Origin of the sequence: Niveispirillum sp., from assembly GCF_052437035.1 — a bacterium.
Lineage (GTDB): Bacteria > Pseudomonadota > Alphaproteobacteria > Azospirillales > Azospirillaceae > Niveispirillum.
Window position 1 is genome coordinate 193,415 of sequence record NZ_JBQVOH010000003.1, and the last position, 23,740, is coordinate 217,154.

The window sequence follows — 23,740 nt, forward strand, 5'->3', positions numbered from 1 at the left end:
GGAAAAGCCATGTCTACCCGCAAGCAGCTCAAAGCCCTGGTGGAAGCCCGGCGCGGCGTGATCGTCCCCGGTGCCTTCAACGCGTTGTCCGCCAAGGTGGTGGAGGATCTTGGCTTTGAAGCCATCTATGTCACCGGGGCCGGCGTCACGAACATGTGGTTCGGCATGCCCGACCAGGGCTTCATGGGTCTGGCCGAGATCGCCGACCACACCGCCCGCATCCGCGACACGGTCAACGTGCCGCTGCTGGTCGATGCCGATACCGGCTTCGGCAATGCGCTCAACGTCTATCACACCGTCCGCACGCTGGAGCGGGCTGGCGCCGACTGTATCCAGCTGGAAGATCAGGTGGCGCCCAAGCGCTGCGGCCATTTCAACGGCAAGGATGTGATCTCTATCGAGGAGGCCGTGTCCAAGATCAAGGCCGCCGTCGATGCGCGTCGCGACCCCGACCTGTTGATCATGGCCCGCACCGATGCCGCCGCCGTGCACGGGTTCGAGGCGGCGGTGGAACGCGCCCAGCTTTTTGCCGAGGCCGGGGCCGATATCCTGTTCGTGGAGGCGGTGACGAAGGCGGAGGAGGTCCGCGCCCTGCCGCAACGGCTGGACCGCCCGCAACTGATGAACATGGTCATCGGCGGCAAGACCCCGATCTTCAACGCCACCGAACTGGCGGGTCTTGGGTATGGCATCGTGCTTTACGCCAATGCCGCCCTGCAGGGCGCGGTCATGGGCATGCAAAAGGCGCTGACCGTGCTGCGTGATGAACGGGAGGTGACGGAGGCCGGTGGCCTCGTCACCCCTTTCGCTGAACGTCAGCGCCTTGTCGGCAAACCGCATTGGGATGCGCTGGATAAACGGTACAGCTGACCCTCACCCCATGGCCCCCAGCCAACTGGGACCATCCTTCATCCCCGTCACGCCGCCTGGGTGCGCAGGGTCCGGGCGGCATTAACCATGCTGGCAAGGGCTGGCACAACCTCGCTCCATTGGCGCGTCTTCAGGCCGCAGTCGGGGTTTATCCACAGCCGTTCGGCGGGGATGCGCTGGGCCGCCTTGGTCATCAGGTCGATGATCTGGGCCTCGGTCGGGATGTTCGGCGAATGGATGTCGTAGACGCCGGGACCGATCTGGTTGGGATAGTTGAAACTGTCGAAGGCGTTCAGCAGTTCCATGTCCGACCGTGACGTCTCGATCGTGATGACATCGGCATCCATATCCGCGATGGCGGCGATGATGTCGTTGAACTCCGAATAGCACATATGGGTGTGTATCTGGGTGTCATCCGCCACCCCGTTGGCAGTGATGCGGAAGCTTTCCACCGCCCATGCCAGATATTCCCCCCATTGCGACCGCCGCAGCGGCAGGCCTTCGCGCAGGGCCGCCTCATCGATCTGGATGATGCCGATCCCGGCCTTTTCCAGGTCCAGCACCTCTGCGCGGATGGCCAGGGCAAGCTGATAGCAGGACAGGGATCGCGGCTGGTCGTCGCGCACGAAGGACCAGTTCAGGATGGTGACCGGACCGGTCAGCATGCCCTTCATCGGCTTCGCCGTCAGCGACTGGGCGTAGATGATCCAGTCCAATGTCATGGCGCGCGGGCGGCTGATATCGCCGAACAGGATCGGCGGCTTCACACAGCGCGAGCCATAGGACTGGACCCAGCCTCCTTGCGTGAAGGTGAACCCGTCCAGCTGTTCGCCGAAATATTCCACCATGTCGTTGCGCTCGGCCTCGCCATGAACCAGCACGTCCAGGCCCAGGGCCTCCTGCTCGCGCACCGACCGTTCGATCTCCTGCCGCATGGCCTGTTGATAGCCTTGCAGATCCAGGGTGCCAGCCTTGAAGGCGCTGCGCGACAGCCGGATTTCCCTGGTCTGCGGGAAGGAGCCGATGGTGGTGGTGGGATAGAGCGGCAGGTTCAGGCGAGCCTGCTGTTTGGCCGTGCGGTCGGCAAAACCGCCCTTGCGCCGGCCCATCGCGGCATCGATCCTTGCCACGGCAGCCTTCACTGCCGGGTCGTTGACACGCGCCGACGCACGGCGTGCGGCGATGGCGCCTGCATTGGCGGCCAGTTCCGCCGCGACCGCATCACGCCCCCGGCGCAGGGCCGTGGCCAACAGATCGATTTCGGCCAATTTCTGGACTGCAAAAGCCAGCCAGGATTTCACTTCCTCATCCAGCTTACGCTCCCCCGCCAGATCGACGGGAACATGCAGCAGGGAACAGGAAGGCGCGATCCACAGCCGTTGCCCCAGCCGCCGGGCCACCGGCTCCAGCCAGTTCAGCACCGCCGTCAGGTCGGTCTTCCAGATATTGCGGCCATTGACGACGCCCAGGGAGATCACCCGGTCATCCGGCACGGCGCGGATCAGCGCCTCAACCTCCTCACGGGCATTGATGGCATCCAGATGGATGCCCTGGACCGGCAGACCGGCAACCAGCGTCAGGTTTTCGCGCAGTTCGCCGAAATAGGTCGCCAGCAAAAGGTTGACGCCACTGTCCTTCAGGGCGGCATAGGCCTGTGTGAAGGCCTTGCCCCACGCCGCGTCCAGGTCGGTGACCAGGATCGGTTCATCGATCTGCACCCATTCCACGCCCTGGCCGGCCAGGGTCCGCAGCAGTTCGGCATAGACGGGTAGCAGGCGTGGCAGCAGGGAAAGCCTGTCGGAACCATCCTTGGTCTTGCCCAGGGCCAGATAGGTGACGGGGCCGACGATCACCGGCTTGGCCGGCACGCCCAGGGCGCGTGCTTCGGCAACCTGTTCCAGCAGGCGCGACGCATCCAGGGTAAAGCTTGTATCGGCGTCGAATTCGGGGACGATATAATGATAGTTGGTGTCAAACCACTTAGTCATCTCCCCGGCGGCGACACCGCCGCAGCAACCGGCGTGACCATCACCGCCCGCCGCCGAACGGCCCCGCGCAACGCGGAAATAGTTGTCCAGCGTATCACCATGGAAGCCGCGCACCCGTTCCGGCAGATTGCCCAGCGTGAAGCTCATATCCAGGATCTGGTCATAGAAGCTGAAATCGCCCACAGGCACCAGATCAAGGGCTGCCTGGTCACGCCAGTGGCGGGCTCGCAGATCAGCGCCCGTGGTGATCAGCGCGTAGCGGGAACTCTGGCCTTTCCAATAGGCTTCCAGGGCGAACTTCAGTTCGCGTTTGGCGCCGATGCGCGGGAAACCGAGATTGTGGGTCGTTACCATGGTTTTCGCCTTGGAAATGGGGAACGACCCGGACCATAGGATGTGAAAATGATGAATAAAAATGGTATGATTTCATGCATTGATGAAATCTGTTCATGCGTGAGTCGCCATGTCGATCCTGGAACGTATCCATCTTTCCATCATCCGTGAGGTGGACCGCCAAGGTTCGCTGACAGCCGCCGCCAGCCAGCTAAACCTGACCCAGTCGGCGTTGAGCCATTCCATCCGCAAACTGGAAGATCAGATCGGCATTGCGGTCTGGCACCGGGAAGGGCGCAGCCTGCGTCCAACCCAGGCGGGGGAATGGCTGTTGGCGGTGGCCAATCGGCTGCTGCCGCAACTGACCCATGCCGAGGAGAGGTTACGGCAGTTCGCCAAGGGGGAGCGGGGAAATCTGCGTATCGGGATGGAGTGTCACCCCTGCTATCAATGGCTTTTGAAGATCGTGGCACCTTATCTGGATGCCTGGCCGCGCGTCGATGTCGATGTCCGGCAGAAGGTGCAGTTCGGTGGTATCGGCGCGCTGTTCGGCTATGACATTGACATGCTGGTGACGCCTGACCCGCTATTTAAGCCCGGCCTGCGGTTCGAGCCTGTGTTCGATTATGAGCAGGTGCTGGTTGTCGGGCCGGACCACAGGCTGCGTGGGGCCGAGTATGTCGAGGCACGGCAACTGGCGGACGAGATACTGATCACCTATCCCGTGCCGACCGATCGGTTGGACATTTATACCCGTTTCCTGATGCCGGCGGGTGTGGCGCCGAAGCGGCACAAGGAGATTGAAACCACTGACATTATGCTGCTGATGGTTTCACATGGGCGCGGTGTCGCGGCATTGCCGCGCTGGATGGTGGAGGAGTTCGGGGGAAAGTTCGGGGTGTCGCCGGTGCGGTTGGGTCCCGACGGTGTCGGCAAGCAGATTTTCCTGGGTTTCCGGGAGGCTGATGCCGACATCGACTATCTGCGGGCCTTTGTGAACATGGCGTTGAGCCATCGTGAAGCATCGGAGGGGGCAGCCGGTATGGGCTGACATTCACTGTGATGGTGCTCCGTTCAATCCGCTTGCCAAGTGCGCCATCATTCTCAATATTCGCAAATTGAGACTGCGTCTGTTGATAAGTATTGCGAATATTTGCGCAGAGCGTTCTACAAGTTTGTGAATGATGCGAATGGTGTGGCATGCGTAAGCAGTTTGTGGGCGTCCGGCTGCGCCGGCTGCGGGAGGAGCGGGGGCTGAGCCAGGCGGCGCTGGCCCGGGCATTGGAACTGTCGCCCAGCTATCTGAACCAGCTGGAACAGAATCTCCGGCCGCTCACCGTTCCCGTCCTGTTGAAGATCAACGCGGTTTTCGGCGTCGATGTGCAACTCTTCTCCGAGGATGAGGAAGCGCGTCTGGTGGCCGACCTTCGGGAGGCATTGACGGAGACCGGCGTGAAGGAGGGGGTGGCGCTCGCGGAACTGAAGGAGCTGGCGTCCAGCATGCCGGCACTGGGCCGGGCGTTTCTGTCCCTGCACCGCCGTTACCGCGAGGCCACGGGACGGTTGGAGCAGGTGTCGGCCCGGCTTGGAGAGGATTGGCAGGCAACGCCAAAGCCCCTGATGCCGTTTGAGGAGGTGCGGGACTTTTTCTATGCCCGCCATAACCATGTCGAACCGCTGGACAGCGCTGCGGAGAAGATGCACCGCAGCGCCAACCTGACCATCGGCAACATGGCACCCGGGCTTCAGGCACATCTGGAACGGCGACATGATGTCAGGGTGGTGATGGTGGAACGCGGGCTGGAGAGTGATGGTGCTTCCCGCCGTTTTGACCGCTCCAGCCGCACGCTTTACCTGTCCGCCGATCTGACGGCGGGGCAGCGTGCCTTTCACATGGCAACGCAGGTAGCCTTCCTGGAGCAGGCAGAGGCGCTGGAACAACTGACGGCCCAGGCTGACTTCTCCGGTGAGGAGGCGCGGCGCCTTGCCCGGATCGGGCTTGCCAATTACTTCGCGGGCGCCGTCATCCTGCCCTACCAGCCCTTCCTGTCGGCGGCGGAAAGCCTGCGCTATGACATTGAGCGGCTGGAGCGGCAGTTTGGGGTGGGGTACGAGACGATCTGCCACCGGCTGTCCACGCTGCAACGCCCGGACGCGCGCGGCGTGCCCTTCTTCTTTGTCAGGGTCGACAGGGCCGGCAATATTTCAAAAAGACAATCGGCCACCGATTTCCACTTTTCCCGCGTGGGCGGCTCCTGTCCCCTTTGGAATGTGTATGAGGCATTTGCCCAGCCCGGCCGCATCTTGACGCAACGGGCCGTGATGCCGGATGGCCGCCAATATCTGTGGGTGGCGCGGACGGTGAGCCATGGTGCCGGCGGCTATGGCACCCCGGCCAAACAGTTTGCCATCGGCCTGGGCTGCGATATCCGGCATGCGGGGCGGCTAGTCTATGCCAAGGGAATGGACCTGTCGGATATGGATGCCGCGACGCCCATCGGTGCCGGCTGCAAGGTGTGTGAGCGGCGGGATTGCGCGCAACGCGCGTTTCCGGCTATCGGTCGCCCCCTCGCCGTTGACGAGACGACGACGCGTTTTACCCCCTATCGGGCGGAAACTTAGTGGCTGTCGCTGATATTTCAGACGTGGCTGGCCAGTTGCATGACGTCGAGGGCGGAGCGCGTCACGAAATCCGCACCGATACGCTGAAACGCCAGGGGCGAGGCGACGACGGCGGGGCCGCCGACGGCAATTTTCATCTTCCTGATCTTTGGTGTGGCCTGCACCCGACGGATCACTTCCGAACAGTTACGCACCTCGTCCACGCGGCTGACGGAAATACCCAGCAGGTCATAGGGTTTGTCGGACAGGCGTGTGTAAAGGCTTTCATCGATTTCAAGATCGCTGCCGCCTTCGACCGCCCACCCCATGTCGCGAAAGCAAGAGGCGACGATGGACACGCCGATCGTGTGCTGAGCGCCATGTGTGCGGGTCAACAGAATCCGACGCTGCGCCCGGGGTTCCACGGTTGAATGGGCGGCGGCATGGGACACATGGTTGACGACCATGCTGAGGCGTGTGGAGGCCACGGCAACCTGCATGAAATCAGCCTCATCCGTGCACCAGCGGTTGCCAAGCTCTGCCGCGACGGGCGCGAAAAGATGCACGGCAAGCGTACGCACGGGAACCGACGCGCGTACCAGTTCCTCAATGAAACTGCGGTGGCGGCGCGGATCTGCATCGATCAGACAGGCCAGAAGGCTGTCACGATAACCTATGGCTTGTTCAGCGCCCGGCATCTGGCGTGCCAGCGGATGATGTTCCGGATGCAGGGCGAGGTCATGCCCGTTGTTTGGCCCGTGATGGGGGGCCGTGCTGTCCGGGTGACTGGCGCCGACAATGCTGGAAACCGAACCACGGATCGCCCGCTCAAGCGTGCGATGATCGCTGCTACTAAGCTGCGGCTCTGTGGCGGCTGGTTTCGTATGTCCGGATCTGGCGGATCTCGCCGGGTTTTGCAACCCGTGCAGTCCGCTGTCATCATTCTCGGCCATGTCCCCCCCGGTGATTGGCCTGGGAAGTAAGCCTCCCTTATTTGGAAAGCTTACCGTATCCCCACGTTTCTGCAATTTTTTTCATCGATCGATTGATATTAGTCATTGATCGGCGCTGATTACTCACTCCGCAGCGATGGTTCGTGAACCGTTGACTGCGCCATTGGTCCCGTCATAGGGCAGGGGCAGCGCATGCCGCCGCCGGGAATGGGCCAATGCCCCCAGGACCAGACGTTCGATATGTTCAGCGTTCAGGCGCGCTGCCGCATACATCTCATCCGGTGCGGCGTGTGAAATGAAGCTGTCCGGCAGCGTCATGGTTCGCAGGCCGCAGCGGCCATCCAGCATGCCGCGGGCGGCGAGGTGGTGCAGAACAAGCGCCCCGAATCCGCCTGTCGCCCCTTCCTCAATCGTGACAAGCAGCTTGTGCCGGGACACCAGATCTTCGATCAGGGCCTTGTCCAGCGGCTTGGCGAAGCGGGCATCCGCGACGGTGACGGAGATACCCTGTGCCTCCAGCGCCTGACGGGCGGCAAGACATTGGCCAAGCCGCGTGCCGAAGGACAGCAGTGCCACCGTAGAGCCCGTTTCGATCACACGGCCTCGGCCGATGGGCAGAACGGTGCCGCGTGCGGGCATGTCGATGCCCGATCCTTCGCCCCGTGGATAGCGAAAGGCGATCGGCCCGGCGTCATGCGCGGCGGCCGTCGCCACCATATGGACCAGTTCCGCCTCGTCGCTGGCGGCCATCACCGTGAAGCCGGGGAGATTGGCGAGATAGCCGATATCGAATGACCCCGCATGGGTGGGGCCATCGGCCCCGACAAGACCGGCCCGATCGATGGCAAACCTTACTGGCAACCCCTGCAACGCCACATCATGGACAATCTGGTCATAGGCGCGCTGAAGGAAAGTGGAATAGATCGCGCAGAAGGGGCGCAATCCGCCGGCGGCAAGGCCCGCAGCAAATGTCACCGCATGTTGTTCGGCAATGCCTACATCGAATGTCCGGTCCGGGAAGGATCGAGCGAAAATATCGATGCCCGTGCCGCCCGCCATGGCGGCGGTAATCGCGACGATCCGGGGGTCCTGTTCGGCCTCTGCCACCAGGGCGGTTGCGAAAACCTTGGTGAAGCTGGGGCCGGTCGCGCGCGCCTTGGCCTGGGTGCCGGTCGTGACATCGAAGGGGGAAACCCCGTGCAGCTTGTCCGCTGCCCGTTCGGCATGGACATAACCTGCACCCTTGCGCGTTATGGCGTGCAGCAGGACAGGACCGTCGGCGGTTTGCCGCAGATGGCGGAGCGTGTCGAGGAGACCCGTCAGGTCGTGACCATCAACCGGACCATGATAGGCAAAGCCCATCTGTTCGAACAGACTGGTCACGCCAGCGGGCGCTGTGTCCCCCGAACCGGCCCGAACCGGCCCGGCCAGCCGGTCCAGATGGGTTGACAGGGCGCCAGTGGGTGGGGAGATCGACATCGCATTGTCATTGAGGATGACGAAGATCCGACGGCCCAGCGCACCTGCATTATTGATCGCCTCGAACGCCATTCCGGCGGAAAGGGCGCCATCGCCAATCACGCAGATCACATCACCAATATCAGCCCCGAGATCGCGTGCCACCGCGAATCCAAGCCCGGCGGAGATGGAGGTGGAGGAATGGGCGGCCCCGAACGGATCATGTGCGCTTTCGGCGCGCCGCGTGAAGCCGGATGCCCCGCCCTTTTTCCGAAGCGTCCGCATGGCTTCCCGCCGGCCCGTCAGCAACTTATGCGGATAGCATTGATGCCCCACATCCCAGATCAGCTTGTCCCGTGGCGTATCGAAAACGGCATGGATGGCCACGGTCAGTTCGATAACCCCCAGGCTCGAACCCAGATGCCCCCCCGTTTGGGAGACCACATCGATGGTTTCCGACCGTAATTCCCCGGCAAGGCACAGGAGATCGGTATCCGATAAGGCCCGCATGTCCGACGGTTCCTGAATGGCGTCGAGCAGCGGCGTCTGTGAATATAGGGATACAAGGCTCATTGCGTATCCTCCCGCGCATGAGCACCAACCGCCCCGCGCACGCAGGTGGTTCCTGCGTTCTTTTTGCGTGGACGCCAGAAGCCTTTATGGCAAGGCGTGACAAGATTGATTGTCAGGTAAACCAGCTTGTGTGTAAACTTTTATTTACACTTTTTGATGATTTTGGCGCCACCCGATAAACGGGTGGCGCCCTTTATGCCCTTATTTCCGGGGGCTGAACTGCTTCAGATAGGCGATCAGGTCGGCGATTTCCTTGTCGGTCTTCAGGCCGGGAAAGGCCATCTTCGTGCCATTGACCAGCGCCTTGGGGTTGGGGAGGTAGGTCTTCAGCAGCGCCTCATCCCAGGTTTTGCCGGCCCCGAAATCGACCATCGATTTGGAATAGGTGTAGCCTGCGACCGTTCCCGGCTGCCGCCCGAAAAGGCCCATCAGCGACGGCCCGACCTTCGGCTTGTCATTTTCGGCATTGTGGCAGGCCATGCATCTGTTGAATACAAGCTTGCCCGCTGCTGCATCGCCGTCATCGGCATGGGCGACCGTAGGCGTAATGGCCAGGGTCATCAAACAAGCGAGTATGAGGAATTTCGGCATACTTACCTCCCGAAACGTAGTTGCAGTTCTTGAGGCCGAAGGGCCAACAAGATTTTCAGTGGCTGATGGCCGATTACGGCAACAGCCCGAACACGTCGTTGCACAAACTCGTCATTCGTTTACTGTCGCAACTGCCTATCGGGACAAAGGAGCATTCCATGGCGGCGCTCGTCTTTATTTTGGTCGTATTCGCTGCCGCTTCCAGCGGGGCTGTTTTCAAGCCCGGAGAGTGGTATGAGAGCCTCCGCAAGCCATCCTGGACCCCACCTAAATGGGCCTTTCCGGTCGTTTGGACGCTGCTTTACATGGCCATCGCCTATGCCGGCTGGCGGGTCTGGACCCTGGCCGGATGGTCGCTGCCGATGGTTTTCTGGGGCCTCCAGATTGTGGTCAATGCCATGTGGTCATGGATGTTTTTCGGGTTGCGCCGGATGCGCCTGGCGCTGGCGGATATCATAGTTCTCTGGGCCTCTATTCTCGGCTTCATCCTGACGGCCTGGCCGGTTTCGGACCTCGCGGCACTTCTGTTCCTCCCCTATCTGGCGTGGGTCACAACAGCTGGATTTCTCAACTATTCCGTCCTGCGACTGAACACCCGTCCGTGAGACGGTGCGCGCAGCAGGATGTCAATGCCGTGCGCGACCAGAGAGCCTGCCAGCAAGACGAGTATCCAGATAGGTCCAACCCCGCGAAGGGCAAGCCCGAGAGCGGCAAGAAGGCAAGTTCCTGAACAGGCATTGGCCCAGAGGGCGCGAAACCGCCGCTGGGGTCGGCTGGACAGCAGGGAGAGGACCAGCGTTTCCACCCAAAGGATCAGGATGGCGATCAGGCTGATCCAGCCGTTCGCCAGCCCATCAAGCAACAGGGTCATGTCCACCTGCCCGGATACCAAGCAAGGCCAGCGTATCCTTCAAGAACACGCGGATATGGGCCAGCGGATCGCGCCGCACCAGGGCCTTGTTCAGGTAGGATTCCCAGGTCAGGCGCTGCACATCGGGGTCGGCACACATGGCGACGAATTTCTCCCGGAACCGGTCATTGCGGTACCAGACCGCCTGCATGATCCCGAGGATCAGGAAGACGCGGCCATGCGCCCCCATGAAAAGCCGCCTTGCCTGCCGCAACGCGGAGGCGTGCCCCGTTTCCAGGCTGGTATGGACGGCATCCGCACAAAGGCGCCCGCACAGCATGGCGTAATGGATACCCTCGCCCGAGGCCGGAGCGACGGTACCGGCGGCATCACCGGTCAACAGGACGTTGCGGCCATTATCCCACCGGCGCATGGGTTTCAACGGCAATGGCGCACCTTCGCGGCGGATGACCTTGCAGTGCATAAGACCGGCGGCACGTCGCAGATCCTGCGTCGCACCACGCAGGTCATGGCCCTTCACGCCGGATCCGCACCCGACCGATGTGTGGCTTCCATGGGGGAAAACCCAGCCATAGAAATCGGGGGAAATGCGCCCGTCATAGATGACGTCGCAGCGATCGGGCGCAAAGGCCCGGACCTCGCCATCGGGGGGGCTTTCAATGATCTCATGATAGGCAAAGACATAGGGCGGCCGTTTGCCGGCGGGAAACATCAGGCGGCGAACAGTGGAATTGGCGCCGTCCGCACCGATCACCATCCGGGCGGACAATGTAACTGGCACGGACGCGGGATCGGCACCCGTGGCGGTCAGGGTCAGCAGCAAGGTCTTGTCCGACCGCTCTTCCAGCCCCGCCAGTTTGCCGACAAACAGGCGTGCACCGGCCCGTTCGGCGCGGGCGCGCAGATAGGGGTCGAAGGTGGCACGGTCCACCATGCCGACAAATCCGATATCGCCGATCCGCATTTCGACCTCGCGGCCCGACGGTGCGATGATCCGCGCCGCGCCGGCGCGCGCCACCAGCATTTCCTCTGGAATGCCGAAATCACGCAAGGTGCGCGATGGGATGGCGCCGCCGCAGGGTTTGATCCGGTTGCCTGGATCGACCAGCAACACATCATGGCCCAGCTCCACCAGACGCTCTGCCGCCATCGCCCCGCTGGGGCCGCCGCCAATCACTGCCACATCGAACAAGGGTGGCCAGTCATTCCCAATCATGGTGTGGTTCGTGTGTGTACCAGTCGTAATCATCATCTACTCCGCCGCCTGGATGGAGGGGGAATGCGTTGTCGCCATGCCGCCGGACCGCGCGGCGCCCCGCCCGATCCGCAGGGCCACCATGGTGGAGGCCAGGAAAAGCAGCGCCTCCAGGCCGAAGACCAGACCGAAGGCACTGCCATCCGAACCGGTGATAAGCCGGCCCAGGTCCAGTGCGATGCTGCCCAGCAGACCGCCAAACCCGAAGGATATCGCCTGTGCTGCGCCCCACACGCCCATCCGCATGCCGGCATTGCCAGTCCGTCCGCGTGTCGCCAGTTGCATCATGGTGCCGATGGCGGCAACCGCGAACATGCCGTTGGCAAAGCCCAGCACGAAGATATGCGGGGCCAGCGGCCAATGCGGCGCGACGGTGGACGCCAGACAGAGCAGCGCCAATGTGGCGGCGGAGCCAAGACAGCCAGCAATGATGAACAGCCGGGACAGGCCCGGCACCCGCTTGCCCAACAGAAAACCACCAAGCCCGACCACGGCCATGCCGGCGAAAACGCCCGCATGCTGCGTGCCCGACAATTGCGTGGACTGGCCGGGTGACATGCCGAATAGCAAGCCTGCGAAAGGTTCCAGGATCAGGTCCTGTGTTGAATAGGCCAGCATCGACATGGCGATGAACAGCGTGAACAGCCGTGCCTCGCCATCGTGCCAGACCTCCCGCAGACTGTCGCTGAACCGGGCCGGCGGTCCTGATGCGGTCTGCATCGGCGTGATCGCCGGCTTACGCTCGATCCCCAGCACGGCCAGCCAGGCGATCAGGAAGGCGACGGCACCTGTGGCCGCCGTAACCTCGATCAAGCGCAGGTGGGAGTAGGGCTCCAGTGCTATCCCGGTGATGATGGATGTCACGATGATGCCCATGATCATCATCATCCAGGTGATCGTGGCCGCCGTCGCCCGCCGTTCCGGCGGGGTACGTGTGGCCAGCAGCGCCAGCAGCGAGGTGCCGCTGGCCCCAATTCCAACGCCAATCAGCACATAGGCGATAAAGGCGATGGTCAGGCCCAGGGCGTGGCTGTCTGCAAACAGCAGTGTGGTCGCCGATGCCAGCGTGCCCGACAATGCCAGCAGCGCCAGACCCAGTAGAATCCAGACAGTACGGGAACCGCCCGTATCCGAGCGATGACCCCAGAGGGGGCGCGTAATCTGGACGCCGTAATGCACACCGACCAGCAGACCCGGCACAATGGCAGCCAACCCCAGTTCGACAATCATCACGCGGTTCAGGGTTGAGTTGGTCAGGACCACAATGGCCCCCAGCGCCGCCTGGACAAGACCCAGGCGCAGGATATCGATCCAGCCCAGCCTGCCACTTGGACCTGTTTTCCGGGAACCGTCGCGGTGGGACAGGGCCTTTGCGCTCTGGCTCATTTCAGTATCCTCAACCGAGAGAGGGGTAGAGCGCGGCGTAACGCAGGCCGAAGGCGGTCACCATCATGCCAGTTACATAAAGGCCGACGCCGACCGCCGAATACCAGACGGCACGCCCCACCGGATCGCCCAGGAAGCGGCGCATGCACACCATCTGCACCGCCAGTAATCCCCCGACCGCCAGGGCGTGGTAGGGCAGCGACCAATAGGCCAGAAGCCCGACCACGGTCAGTTGCGGCAGCGCCATCACGATACAGGCGATGCGGGCCGCTGCCTGTGCGCCGTGCAGGACGGGCAGTGTCGAAATCTTCATTTCGCTGTCGCCCCGGATCGACTTGAAATCATTCAAGGTCAGGATGCCATGCGCGCCGATGCCATAGAGCAGGCCCACCATAAGGATGGGGTTCGCCGGCATCAGCCCTGTCATGGCTGTCGCTGCGGTGATCCAGGGCAATGTCTCATAGCTCAACCCGACAGCGGCGTTGCCGATCCAGCCATTCTGTTTAAACCGGAAGGGAGGGGCGCTGTATCCCCAGGCCAGTGCAAGGCCGGCCAGTGCCGCGATAAAAACCAGCGGCCCCAGCAAGGAGGCAACGGCCATCGACAGCAGCGACATCAGGATCGCGATATACAGACCCCATCGCCCGGGCATCCGGCCCGATGGAATGACACGATCAGGTTCATTGATGGCGTCCACATGCCGGTCAAACCAGTCATTGACGGCCTGGCTGGTCCCGCAGAGCAGGGGGCCGGCCAGCAGAACGCCCAGTGCCGCCGCGATGAAAGCCGCACTTAGCGGTTGGCCCGACGAAATCACCCCGCAGGCATAGGCCCACATCGGCGGAAACCAGGTAATGGGCTTCAGCAGCGCGAGCACCGCTGAGGGGCCCGGCCAGTCACGTCGCAATATCTCGGTGCGGGTGATTTCCATGGGGCGATGCTATGCCTGCCCAAAGGGAAGTGTCAACCTGAATTGACACTTCGCCGATTTGACACTTTTGCTGCATGCCATTGTCTGCGCACGCGCGCAGAAACCCCGGACCAGGAGGGCCGGGGGTGGGGAGTGGAGGGCGGATTAGGGTCAGTTGGAAGGGCGGTAATCTTCCAGACCGTGCCGGCGCAGCTTGATATAGAGGCTCTGACGTGACAGGCCCAACATCTCCGCCGCTGATGCGCGGTTATTGTTGGTCTGGTCCAGCGCCGCCTCAATACAGATTTTCTCAATCACTTCCAGCGACTCGCGCACCAGATCCTTCAGCGGAACGCGCCCGACAAGGTTGGCAAAGCCATCGGCCTGTTCCGGCGCGCCGGGGGCGGGTATGGACAGCCGTTCCGTCGTGACGACCGGTTGCGGAACAAAAATCACCTGGGTCAGGCTGGTTTCCGGATTGCGCCGCGCCGAAACCAGCACCGGACGATCACCGGACAGATTGTCGGTCAGGGTCGTGGCAAAGCCCCGCACCACCTGTTCTTCGGCCAATCTGGAATAGAAAACATGCAGGTCGAGCGATGTCTTGGAGAACCAAGTTCCCAGATTGCGTCCAACGACCTGTGCGATGGACGGTGCCTGCGCCAGATCCAGAAATAGGGTGTTGGCACCCACGATCTGGCCCTGATCATTGGTCTGGACTGCGGGTTCCGGCACATCGGTAAGATCGACCGGCCGCTCGTTCCGCTTTTCCACCTGCTGACGCCGGGCTTCCTGCGCGTCGCTACTCTGCCAGGCAGAGATGATGAGATTGGTGATGCCGTTCTCGCGGTAAGAACGCAGGGAGAGCGATACAGGTTCGCCCTTGACCGTTTTCAGCGTATCCAGCCGGACGGGACTGGCGCTGTGGCGCGCCTCGCCGATGGCATCGCTCAACGCGTCGCGATCCTGTTTGCGGAACAGGTCGCGGAACGGCTTGCCGACGATACCGGTCGAACCGCCGCCGACCAGACTCATGGCTGCGGCATTGGCGTCCAGCACCGTCTTACGCTCACCATCCAGCATGACATGCGCGATGGTTGAGACGCGGAAGGCGGTGCGGTACCGGGCCTCCGCCTCCTGCAGCTCGCGGTAATCAGCCTCCAACTCCATCTGGGTTTCTACCAGACGCTGCTGATCCTTCATCTGCTGGCGCAATTCACGACCAACCACCAGCATGTAGGGGGAATCGGCCACGGAAAAACCCGAATAGAGTACGGGCAGGTCCGGCTTGCCATCACAGCTATGGTTTACCTGGTAGCCACGGGCCTGCCGCGCGCTGTCCTGACCGGTCAGCATGGCGTCGATCTTGGGCACGGATTCCACAGTCACCAGATCCTGAAGCCGCTTGCCGACCGCCTTGGTCAGGCCATAGCTGCCCATATCAGGATCTGCAAAATGAATACGATGGACGGTATGATCCTGACCGACCAGCATGACGATATCGGCGCCCAGTCCAACAAGAGCCAAAATAGAATCGGCATCCAGCGATTTCAGCAGGCTGAGGGCAACTTCGGTGCCGTGCATCGCGTTCTTACCGTTGAGCGTCTTCATCTCAGAAGCCAATCAGGTCGTCTGTCATTGACAAGGACCCTTTGGCCAGATGCTTGTGCCTGATGGCCGAATGCTTCCAGCTCATAAAATTTCTCACATATCTTTGACGCGGAGTAAACACTGTCACAGATGCAGTCAATCCCCAAACCCACAAGAAAATCAACAAACTCTAATGCAGCGACCCCGCCTGCGACAATCGGTGTCCGCGCACCGGGCGACACAGCTCGCACCGCGACCACAATATCCTCGAATTCCTTCTTGAGCCGGTGGTTGCTCCACCCGATGCAGACGATGTCCGCCCGCTTCAGGGTGGAGCGCAGGTTCGCCCCCTGCGGATCGTTCCCTTCAAGGATCTGGTTGGACCAGCCCATGGCATCGAATAGCAGCCCTAGAATGTGGGAGCCCAATGTGTGCTGCTCGCCGAACGGAGTGACCAGCGCGACAAACGGCACCCAACTGCGTGGCTGCCGGCCACGGAACTCGAAGGAGAGCAGTCGGATAATCTCCTGAAGCCGGGCGGTGCCGATGGTTACATCGATGAAGTCGCAATCGTCATCGACCCATCTGCGGCCAAGAAGGCGGGCCACCGCCTCGATGAATAGGACCGAGACGATATCCGGCTGGTCGTGGGGGATTTCGCGCCGCATGAACTCGCGCAGGGCCGACGCGCGCACCCCCGGTCGGACCACCTGGGCGCAGAAATCCGACAGAGCCGCGTCGTAACGACGGTCATGCTCAAGTCCGATGTCATAGCGCGCTGCCAGCTTTCCGGCGGTCATTGGCGCCACGGTCCTTTGGATAATGCGGCGGAGCCCGTCCCGTTCGCTTGACGCTAGGTACCCTGGTTGGCCTTGGGGGGCAAGCGATACCCCTCCCATCGGCCCCTCGGCCCGCAGGGCCGAGCGCTCTTGGTAATGATGGTCGGTGTCTGCGAATATTCTGCCCATTTGTCCGCCGCGAGAACGCCCCCCTATCAACCCAGAGCCTGCGCGGCGCAAGGTGCGGGTGTGGTTCAGGGGACCAGCACACTGGCGAGCGTCCTCAGAATGGCCGGCTTGCCCGACGATGTAAATCAAAATTTACGTCAACTTAGATTGACACTTTTGCATTTCGATGGGACTGTTGCCTATCCCGAGAGCCCGATGGACAGCCGGACGGGGAGAAGGAGACAGCGTGATCGGTAAGATCAACCAACCTCATCCGGGCCCTGCTCTGTACACCGACGAGGAACGGCGCCGTCGCGACGCGAGCGGTTGGACTCTGGTCCAGGGCATACTTGCCCCTGTTCAGTTCCTGGTCTTCCTGATCAGCCTGGGTTTGATCATGCGCTACCTCGCCACCGGCGAAGGTCTGGCCATGGCGCAGATGTCGGTCGTGGTCAAAACCTTGACCCTCTATGCGATCATGATCACCGGTTCGATCTGGGAGAAGGAGGTGTTTGGGGTTTACCTCTTCGCCCGTCCCTTCTTCTGGGAAGACGTGTTCTCCATGCTGGTCCTGGCCCTGCACAGCGCCTATCTGGTGGCGTTGTGGATGGGTGGCCTGGGTGCTGCCGGACTGATGGTCTTGGCCCTGGCGGCTTATGCCACCTACATCGTCAATGCAGGACAGTTCGTGTGGAAGCTGCGCCTTGCGCGGCTGGACGCGGCACGGCGCGCCAATACGTTGGCGGATGGCAATCCCGGTAGCATTGAGGCGGTTCTGTCCGCCGCTGGGAGGGTGTCATGAGCGTGGCCCAACCTGTCGCCTGCAACGAGCCCGCCCCCATCCGTCAACGCGGCCAGCATGAGGTTTTCTGCGGCCTCACCTCCATCATCTGGCTGCATCGCAAGGTGCAGGACGCCTTCTTCCTTGTCGTCGGGTCGCGCACCTGCGCACATCTGCTGCAATCGGCGGCGGGCGTGATGATCTTTTCCGAACCGCGCTTTGCCACCGCCATCATGGAAGAACGTGATCTGGCCGGGATGGCCGACATGCATGATGAGTTGGACAATGTGGTTGCCCGCCTGCTGGAGCGCCGGCCCGATATCCGCATGCTGGTCCTGGTCGGCTCCTGCCCGTCGGAAGTCATCAAGCTGGACCTGTCACGGGCGGCATCCCGGCTGAATGCCGTGCATGCCCCCCGCCATCGCGTGATCGCCTATTCCGGAAGCGGGATTGAGACGACCTTTACCCAGGGTGAGGATAATTTCCTGGCCGCCCTGATCGCTGACAAGGCGTCGACCCGGTCGGCTGGTGAGGCCGCGAAGCTGGTGGTTCTGGGCTGTCTGGCCGATGTGGTGGAGGATCAATTCTCCCGCCTGTTCGCGGAGCTGGGCCTGTCCGGTGTCAGCTTCCTGCCGGGCCGGGATGCCATCGAGGGTCTGGTGGTCGGTCCCGAAACCCGTTTCATCCTGGCGCAGCCCTATCTGGGGGCCGCTGCCGCTGCGCTGGAAGCGCGCGGTGCGCGGCGCATCGACTCCATCTTTCCGCTGGGTGCGGAGGGGACAAGTGCCTGGCTGCGCGCCATCTGCATGACATTTGGAGTCGACATGGCCCTGCTTGATGCGGTGGTGGCACAGCCGCGCCGCCGCGCCGCAGAGGCCATGGCCCATTACCGGCCCTGGCTGGAAGGGCGCCGCGTCTTCTTCTTCCCCGATTCCCAGATGGAGCCATCGCTGGCGCGGTTCCTGTCGCGGGAAATGGGGTCGGAACTACTGGAGGTTGGCAGCCCCTATTTGCATCGTGAGCATGTAGCCGGTGAGTTGGCCCTGCTGCCGCCGGGTGTCACCCTGTCGGAGGGCCAGGATGTCGATGAACAGATCGATCGCTGCCGTACCGCCAACCCCGATCTGATTGTCTGCGGCCTTGGCCTTGCCAATCCGTTTGAGGCGGAGGGACGGGTCAGCAAATGGTCCATCGAGTTCAGCTTCACCCCCATCCAGGGCTTTGAACAGGCAGGCGATCTGGCGGAGCTGTTCGCCCGCCCCCTGATGCGCAATGCCATCCTGACCAATGGTGTCGAACGGCGGGAGGCTGTGCAATGAAGCTTTCCATGTGGACCTATGAAGGCCCGCCGCATGTGGGCGCCATGCGCATCGCCGCCTCGATGCAGGGCGTGCATTATGTGCTGCATGCGCCGCAGGGCGATACCTATGCCGACCTTCTGTTCACCATGATCGAACGGCGGCAGTCCCGCCCGCCGGTCACCTATACCACCTTCCAGGCCCGCGATCTGGCCGGGTCCACGGCGGATATCTTCAAGAAGGCCTGCCGTGATGCGGTGGCCCGCTTCACGCCGGAGGCGCTGCTGGTCGGGGCGTCCTGCACGGCGGAGCTGTTGCAGGATGATCCGGGCGGTCTGGCCCGCACCCTTGATGTGTCAGTGCCGGTGGTGCCGCTGGAATTGCCGTCGTACCAGAAGAAGGAAAACTGGGGTGCGGCGGAGACGTTCTATCGTCTGGTTCGTGCCTTTGTGGGCCGTAACCCGCGCCCCGACAACATTCCCGCCAACAGCTGCAATATTCTGGGCCCCACCTCGCTGGGCTTCCGTTGTCGCGATGACGTGACGGAAATCGTGAAGCTGCTGACGGAAGAAGGGCTGGACGTGCGCGTCGTGGCCCCGATGGGGGCGACGCCCGCCGATCTGGCGCGTATCCCGGAAGCGGCCTTCAACATCGTGCTTTATCCTGAAATTGCCGATGTCACGGCCCGCTGGCTGAAAACCGCGCATGGCATGCCGTTCATCTCCACTATTCCCATCGGGGTGCAGGCGACGCAGAGTTTTGTTGATGAGGTGCGGGCCATGGCCGGCCTGCCGGCGCGCGAGGGCCGCACCCGCGACCGCCTGACCTGGTACAGCCGCTCCATCGACAGCAACTATCTGACCAACAAGCGGGTTTTCATTTTCGGCGATGCCACCCACGCCATCGCCGCTGCTCGTATCGCGTCGGAGGAACTGGGGTTCCGCGTCTGCGGTCTTGGCACTTATATGCGTGAATTTGCGCGCGATGTGCGCGATGCCGCCGCCAAATATGGCGTCGAGGCGGTGATCAGCGATGATCATCTGGAGGTGGAGGCCGCGATTGTGGCCGCCCGGCCCGAACTGGTGCTGGGCACACAAATGGAACGCCATATCGCCAAGCGGCTGCGTGTGCCCTGCGCCGTCATCTCTGCGCCGACGCATGTGCAGGATTTCCCGGCCCGCTATTCCCCCCAGATGGGGTTCGAAGGGGCGAATGTCATTTTCGACAGCTGGGTTCATCCGTTGATGATGGGGCTGGAGGAACATCTGTTGCAGATGTTCCGGGATGATTTCGAATTCAACGACGGCGCGTCGGCATCGCACCTGCATCCGCAGGCACCGGCCATCAAGCCGGTGGAGGCAGCGCCGGCCCCGGTCGTGGCAGCCGCCCCGATCGGGGTGATCGCCACCTGGACATTGGAGGCGGAAAGGGAACTGCAGAAGGTCCCGTTCTTTGTCCGGGGCAAGGCCCGCCGCAACACCGAACTCTTTGCCCAGGGCAATGGGATTCATCCGATAACCGTGGAGACGCTGTATGACGCGAAAGCTCATTTCGCCCGCTGACAGCACTCCCGTTCGGGTGGTGCTGGTAACGCTGGACAATCACATTGTGGCGGCCGTGGACGCGGCCCGTCTGGCGTTGACGCGCGAATTGCCGGGTCTGACGCTGACGGTCCATGCCGCCACGGATTGGGCGGAGAATCCGGGCCGTCTGGCGGCCTGCCGGTCGGACATTCTGGCCGGCGACATCATCATCGTTTCCATGATCTTCGTGGAAGAACATGTGAAGGCCATTGCGGATGTGCTGGAGGCACGGCACCGCGAATGCGACGCCATGGTCTGCTGCATGTCCGCCGGCACGGTCATGAAATACACGACCATGGGCCGCTTCAGCATGAGTGACGAGCAGAAGGGCCCCCTGGCGCTTCTTAAGAAGCTCCGGGGCTCCAGTTCGCGTGGCGGGCGGGACAGCGGCAAGACGGCGGGCGAGCGGCAGTTGGCCATGTTGCGCCGCCTGCCCAAGCTGCTGCGTTTCATCCCCGGCACGGCGCAGGATGTGCGCAACTATTTCCTGACCCTGCAGTACCGGATCGCCGCGTCGGAAGACAATGTCGCCAACATGATCCGCCTGCTGGTCGCCAAATATGCGCGCGGCGACCGTAAAGGCCTGCAAACCCGCGTCACGGCGGGCGATCCTGTCGAATATCCCGATGTCGGCCTTTACCATCCGCGCCTGAACCCGCGTGTCACTACGCAGCTGTCGATACTGCCCGGCGTGCCGTCACCGCGCGGTACCATCGGCCTGCTGCTGATGCGCACCTATATCCTGTCGGGCGACACCGCCCATTATGACCGGGTGATCGCGGCGCTGGAGGGTCGGGGCTATCGTGTGGTGCCGGCCTTCTGTTCCGGCCTGGACATGCGGTCGGCGGTGGAGCGTTTCATGCAAACGGATGGCGGCGGTGTGGCCGTCGACGCGCTATGCTCGCTGACCGGCTTCTCGCTGGTCGGTGGTCCGGCCTATAGTGACAGTGCCGCTGCTGCCCGCACCCTGGGCAAGCTGGACGTTCCCTATATTTCCGCCTTCGTGACGGAGTTTCAGTCCAAGGAAGGCTGGCAGAAATCCGGTCAGGGCCTGACCCCTATTGAAACCACACTGATGGTCGCCATTCCGGAGCTGGATGGGGCCACGGGTGCCATGGTCATCGGCGGTCGGTCGGAGGGGGGCACCAAGCCCAAAACCTGCACCTGTGCCCGCCAGCTGGGCCAATGCCCAACCAACCGTGCCTGCATGCAGCCGGATGAGGAACGGGTAGAACTGCTGGCCGGTCGGCTGGCTGCCATGGTCGACCTGCGCCGCAAGCAGCGGCGGGAACGGCGCATCGCCGTTACCATCTTCAACTATCCGCCCAACAGCGGCAGCATCGGCACTGCCGCCTTCCTGGCGGTATTTGAAAGCCTGTATGCCACGATGCAGCGTCTGGCCACCGAAGGCTATGATGTTGCTGTGCCCGACAGCGTCGACACGCTGCGTACCATGCTGCTGGAAGGCAACGCCGCCCTTCACGGGACGGAGGCCAATGTCCATGCCGTGGTAACGGCGGATGATCATGTACGCCGCGAACGCCATCTGGCCGATATCGAGGCGCAATGGGGTCCGGCACCGGGCCGTATCCTGAGCAACGGGCGCGGTATCTTTGTGCTGGGCCGGCAGTTCGGCAATCTGCTGGTCGGGTTGCAACCCTCCTTCGGGTATGAGGGCGACCCGATGCGGCTGTTGTTTGAGGGTGGGTTCGCCCCCACCCATGCCTTCGCCGCCTATTACACCTATCTGCGCGAAACGTTCCGCGCCGATGCCGTGTTGCATTTCGGCACGCATGGCGCGTTGGAATTCATGCCGGGCAAGCAGACGGGCCTGTCGGCCACCTGCTGGCCCGACCGCATCCTGGGCGCCTTGCCCAATATCTATCTCTATGCCGCCAATAACCCGTCCGAAGGCTCCATCGCCAAGCGCCGGTCAGCGGCCACGCTCGTCTCCTACCTGACCCCGCCCATCACCCAGGCCGGGCTGTATAAGGGGTTGAGCGAGTTGAAGATCAGCCTCGACCGTTACCGCACGACCGAACCCGATGCGGCGGTGGAACGCAGCCGGATGATGGCCCTTATCCGGGTACAGGCCGAACAGTTGGACCTCAGCCCCGCTCCACCCGACGCCGATGAGGCGCAGGTGGTGCAGTATCTGATGCAGCAGATGATGGAGCTGGAATATGCCCTGATCCCCCACGGCTTGCATGTCGCAGGCCAGGGCATGGATCGGGCACAGCGGCTTGAACTGCTGGGTCATGTCGTGACGGGGATGGACGATGCGGCCTTCCTGCGCGGTGATGCCACCCTGACCACCGCCATTGTCGATCAGGATGCCCGCACCATCGACCTGGCGCTGCGTGGTGCCGACGACGCCAAGCGTGCCACCATTGCCCGCCTTTCGACCATGAATGCCGGTCTCGCACGGAATGAGGAACTGGACGGGCTGGTCCGCGCCCTGGATGGGCGGTTCATCATGCCCTCACCCTCGGGCGATCTGCTGCGCACGCCCGACCTGCTGCCCACGGGCCGCAATATCCACGGTTTCGACCCGTTCGGCATCCCCAGCGCCTATGCCTTGCAGGATGGGGAGCGGCAGGCGGCCCGCGTCCTGGAACGGTATCGTCAGATCGACGGACGTCTGCCGGAAACGGTCGCCATCGTCCTCTGGGGTACGGATAATCTGAAGACCGGCGGCGCGCCGATGGCGCAGGCCTTGGCCCTGATGGGGGCCCGCCCCCGTCTGGACGCCTATAACCGCGTCTGTGGGGCGGAATTGATCCCTCTGTCGGAACTGAAGCGTCCCCGCATCGACGCGGTTATGACCCTGTCGGGCATCTTCCGCGACCTGCTCCCCATCCAGGCCAGCATGCTGGCCGAGGCCAGTTACCTGGCCGCCACGGCGGACGAGCCGGTGGAGATGAACTTTATCCGCAAGCATGCCCTGGCCTATTGCGCGGCGCATGGCTGCGTGCTGGAGGCGGCAGCCTATCGCGTGTTCTCCAATGCCGAAGGGGCCTATGGCGCCAATGTGAACATGCTGATCGGCTCCTCCTCCTGGACGGATGATGAGGAAATTGCCGAGACCTATACACAGCGCAAAAGCTTTGCCATCAACCGCAAGGGCAAGACCAGCCATCAGGCTGCAGTGCTGGACTCCATCCTCAGCGATGTGGACATGGCCTATCAGAACCTGGACTCGGTCGAGGTCGGGGTCACCACCATCGAACATTATTTCGATACGCTTGGCGGCCTGACCAAGGCCGTATCGCGGGCCAAGGGAGAGGCCAACCTGCCGGTCTTCATCTCTGACCAGACGCAGGGTGAGGGCAAGGTTCGCACGCTCGGCGAACAGGTGGCGCTGGAAACCCGTACCCGCACCCTGAACCCGAAATGGTTCGAGGGGATGCTGAAACATGGTTATGAGGGCGTGCGCCATATCGAGGCGCAGGTGACCAACACACTGGGCTGGTCGGCTACGGCGGGTGGCATCGACCCCTGGGTCTATCAGCAGATGACCGAGACTTTCGTGCTCGACCCCGAGATGCGCCAGCGTCTGTCGAGCCTTAATCCCGCCTCTACGGCCCGCGTCGCGGCCCGGTTGATGGAGGCGCATGAGCGCAATTACTGGCAGCCGGACACAGAAACCCTCAATGCCCTGCGTCGGGCGGGCGAGGAACTGGAAGACCGTCTGGAAGGCGTGGCAAGGGAGGCTGCCGAATGAACATTCAAATCAATACCCGTAGCGTGGA

18 protein-coding genes are annotated in these 23,740 nt (G+C 62.6%); 8 read left to right on the forward strand and 10 right to left on the reverse strand.

Annotated elements, in window-relative coordinates:
• The first annotated feature begins 9 nt into the window (after positions 1-9).
• Positions 10-870, forward strand: a complete 861-nt coding sequence (locus tag ACT6Q8_RS10135; RefSeq protein ID WP_054166354.1) for an isocitrate lyase/PEP mutase family protein — start codon at positions 10-12, stop codon at positions 868-870.
• 47 nt (positions 871-917) lie between these two features.
• Here the strand turns inward: ACT6Q8_RS10135 and metE are convergent, their stop codons facing one another.
• Complete coding sequence (metE, locus tag ACT6Q8_RS10140; protein ID WP_444732310.1) at positions 918-3,212, reverse strand: 5-methyltetrahydropteroyltriglutamate--homocysteine S-methyltransferase; 2,295 nt, start codon at positions 3,210-3,212, stop codon at positions 918-920.
• Between the two features lie 109 nt (positions 3,213-3,321).
• Between metE and ACT6Q8_RS10145 the strand changes: the two genes are divergently transcribed.
• Both ACT6Q8_RS10145 and ACT6Q8_RS10150 read left to right on the forward strand, forming a co-directional pair.
• Positions 3,322-4,242, forward strand: a complete 921-nt coding sequence (locus ACT6Q8_RS10145) for a LysR family transcriptional regulator (protein WP_444732309.1) — start codon at positions 3,322-3,324, stop codon at positions 4,240-4,242.
• 149 nt (positions 4,243-4,391) lie between these two features.
• A complete protein-coding gene (locus ACT6Q8_RS10150) occupies positions 4,392-5,813 on the forward strand; it encodes a short-chain fatty acyl-CoA regulator family protein (RefSeq protein ID WP_444732308.1) in 1,422 nt (473 codons plus the stop codon).
• A gap of 17 nt (positions 5,814-5,830) precedes the next feature.
• Here the strand turns inward: ACT6Q8_RS10150 and ACT6Q8_RS10155 are convergent, their stop codons facing one another.
• The 3 genes from ACT6Q8_RS10155 to ACT6Q8_RS10165 form a co-directional block, all read right to left on the reverse strand.
• On the reverse strand, positions 5,831-6,745 hold the full coding sequence (locus ACT6Q8_RS10155) for a cobalamin B12-binding domain-containing protein (RefSeq protein ID WP_444732307.1): 915 nt from the start codon (positions 6,743-6,745) through the stop codon (positions 5,831-5,833).
• Between the two features lie 123 nt (positions 6,746-6,868).
• Positions 6,869-8,776 (reverse strand): 1-deoxy-D-xylulose-5-phosphate synthase, encoded by a 1,908-nt coding sequence (locus tag ACT6Q8_RS10160; protein WP_444732306.1) that lies wholly within the window; start codon positions 8,774-8,776, stop codon positions 6,869-6,871.
• A gap of 201 nt (positions 8,777-8,977) precedes the next feature.
• On the reverse strand, positions 8,978-9,337 hold the full coding sequence (locus ACT6Q8_RS10165) for a c-type cytochrome (protein WP_444739376.1): 360 nt from the start codon (positions 9,335-9,337) through the stop codon (positions 8,978-8,980).
• A 95-nt stretch (positions 9,338-9,432) separates the two neighbouring features.
• Here ACT6Q8_RS10165 and ACT6Q8_RS10170 point away from each other — a divergent pair, with 95 nt between their 5' ends.
• Positions 9,433-9,972 (forward strand): TspO/MBR family protein, encoded by a 540-nt coding sequence (locus ACT6Q8_RS10170; protein WP_444732305.1) that lies wholly within the window; start codon positions 9,433-9,435, stop codon positions 9,970-9,972.
• Here the strand turns inward: ACT6Q8_RS10170 and ACT6Q8_RS10175 are convergent.
• The 6 genes from ACT6Q8_RS10175 to ACT6Q8_RS10200 all read right to left on the reverse strand — a co-directional run bounded on the left by ACT6Q8_RS10175 (position 9,939) and on the right by ACT6Q8_RS10200 (position 16,179).
• The gene (locus ACT6Q8_RS10175) at positions 9,939-10,238 is read right to left on the reverse strand and encodes a hypothetical protein (RefSeq protein ID WP_102113828.1); all 300 of its coding nucleotides are present in this window, start codon (positions 10,236-10,238) and stop codon (positions 9,939-9,941) included. The two genes, ACT6Q8_RS10170 and ACT6Q8_RS10175, sit on opposite strands and share 34 nt — an antisense overlap.
• Positions 10,222-11,454, reverse strand: a complete 1,233-nt coding sequence (locus ACT6Q8_RS10180; RefSeq protein WP_444732304.1) for a geranylgeranyl diphosphate reductase — start codon at positions 11,452-11,454, stop codon at positions 10,222-10,224. The genes ACT6Q8_RS10175 and ACT6Q8_RS10180 overlap by 17 nt, the downstream gene beginning before the upstream one ends.
• A gap of 36 nt (positions 11,455-11,490) precedes the next feature.
• Positions 11,491-12,879, reverse strand: a complete 1,389-nt coding sequence (locus ACT6Q8_RS10185; RefSeq protein ID WP_444732303.1) for a BCD family MFS transporter — start codon at positions 12,877-12,879, stop codon at positions 11,491-11,493.
• Positions 12,880-12,889: 10 nt separating this feature from the next.
• Positions 12,890-13,810, reverse strand: a complete 921-nt coding sequence (gene chlG / locus ACT6Q8_RS10190) for a chlorophyll synthase ChlG (RefSeq protein ID WP_054166362.1) — start codon at positions 13,808-13,810, stop codon at positions 12,890-12,892.
• A gap of 150 nt (positions 13,811-13,960) precedes the next feature.
• On the reverse strand, positions 13,961-15,400 hold the full coding sequence (gene ppsR, locus ACT6Q8_RS10195; protein WP_054166363.1) for a transcriptional regulator PpsR: 1,440 nt from the start codon (positions 15,398-15,400) through the stop codon (positions 13,961-13,963).
• Positions 15,397-16,179, reverse strand: coding sequence for a cobalamin-binding protein (locus ACT6Q8_RS10200; RefSeq protein ID WP_054166586.1), 783 nt, complete (start codon positions 16,177-16,179; stop codon positions 15,397-15,399). The genes ppsR and ACT6Q8_RS10200 overlap by 4 nt, the downstream gene beginning before the upstream one ends.
• Before the next feature lie 394 nt (positions 16,180-16,573).
• Here ACT6Q8_RS10200 and bchF point away from each other — a divergent pair, with 394 nt between their 5' ends.
• The 4 genes from bchF to ACT6Q8_RS10220 are packed head-to-tail and all read left to right on the forward strand — an operon-like array spanning position 16,574 to position 23,712.
• Positions 16,574-17,128, forward strand: coding sequence for a 2-vinyl bacteriochlorophyllide hydratase (gene bchF / locus ACT6Q8_RS10205; RefSeq protein WP_444732302.1), 555 nt, complete (start codon positions 16,574-16,576; stop codon positions 17,126-17,128).
• The gene (locus ACT6Q8_RS10210) at positions 17,125-18,426 is read left to right on the forward strand and encodes a ferredoxin:protochlorophyllide reductase (ATP-dependent) subunit N (RefSeq protein WP_054166364.1); all 1,302 of its coding nucleotides are present in this window, start codon (positions 17,125-17,127) and stop codon (positions 18,424-18,426) included. The genes bchF and ACT6Q8_RS10210 overlap by 4 nt, the downstream gene beginning before the upstream one ends.
• On the forward strand, positions 18,423-19,967 hold the full coding sequence (gene bchB, locus ACT6Q8_RS10215) for a ferredoxin:protochlorophyllide reductase (ATP-dependent) subunit B (RefSeq protein WP_444732301.1): 1,545 nt from the start codon (positions 18,423-18,425) through the stop codon (positions 19,965-19,967). Before ACT6Q8_RS10210 ends, bchB begins: the two co-directional genes overlap by 4 nt.
• Positions 19,939-23,712 carry a magnesium chelatase subunit H gene (locus ACT6Q8_RS10220; protein ID WP_444732300.1) on the forward strand — a complete coding sequence of 1,258 codons (3,774 nt, stop codon included), beginning with the start codon at positions 19,939-19,941 and terminating at the stop codon, positions 23,710-23,712. Before bchB ends, ACT6Q8_RS10220 begins: the two co-directional genes overlap by 29 nt.
• The last annotated feature ends 28 nt before the right edge of the window (positions 23,713-23,740 follow it).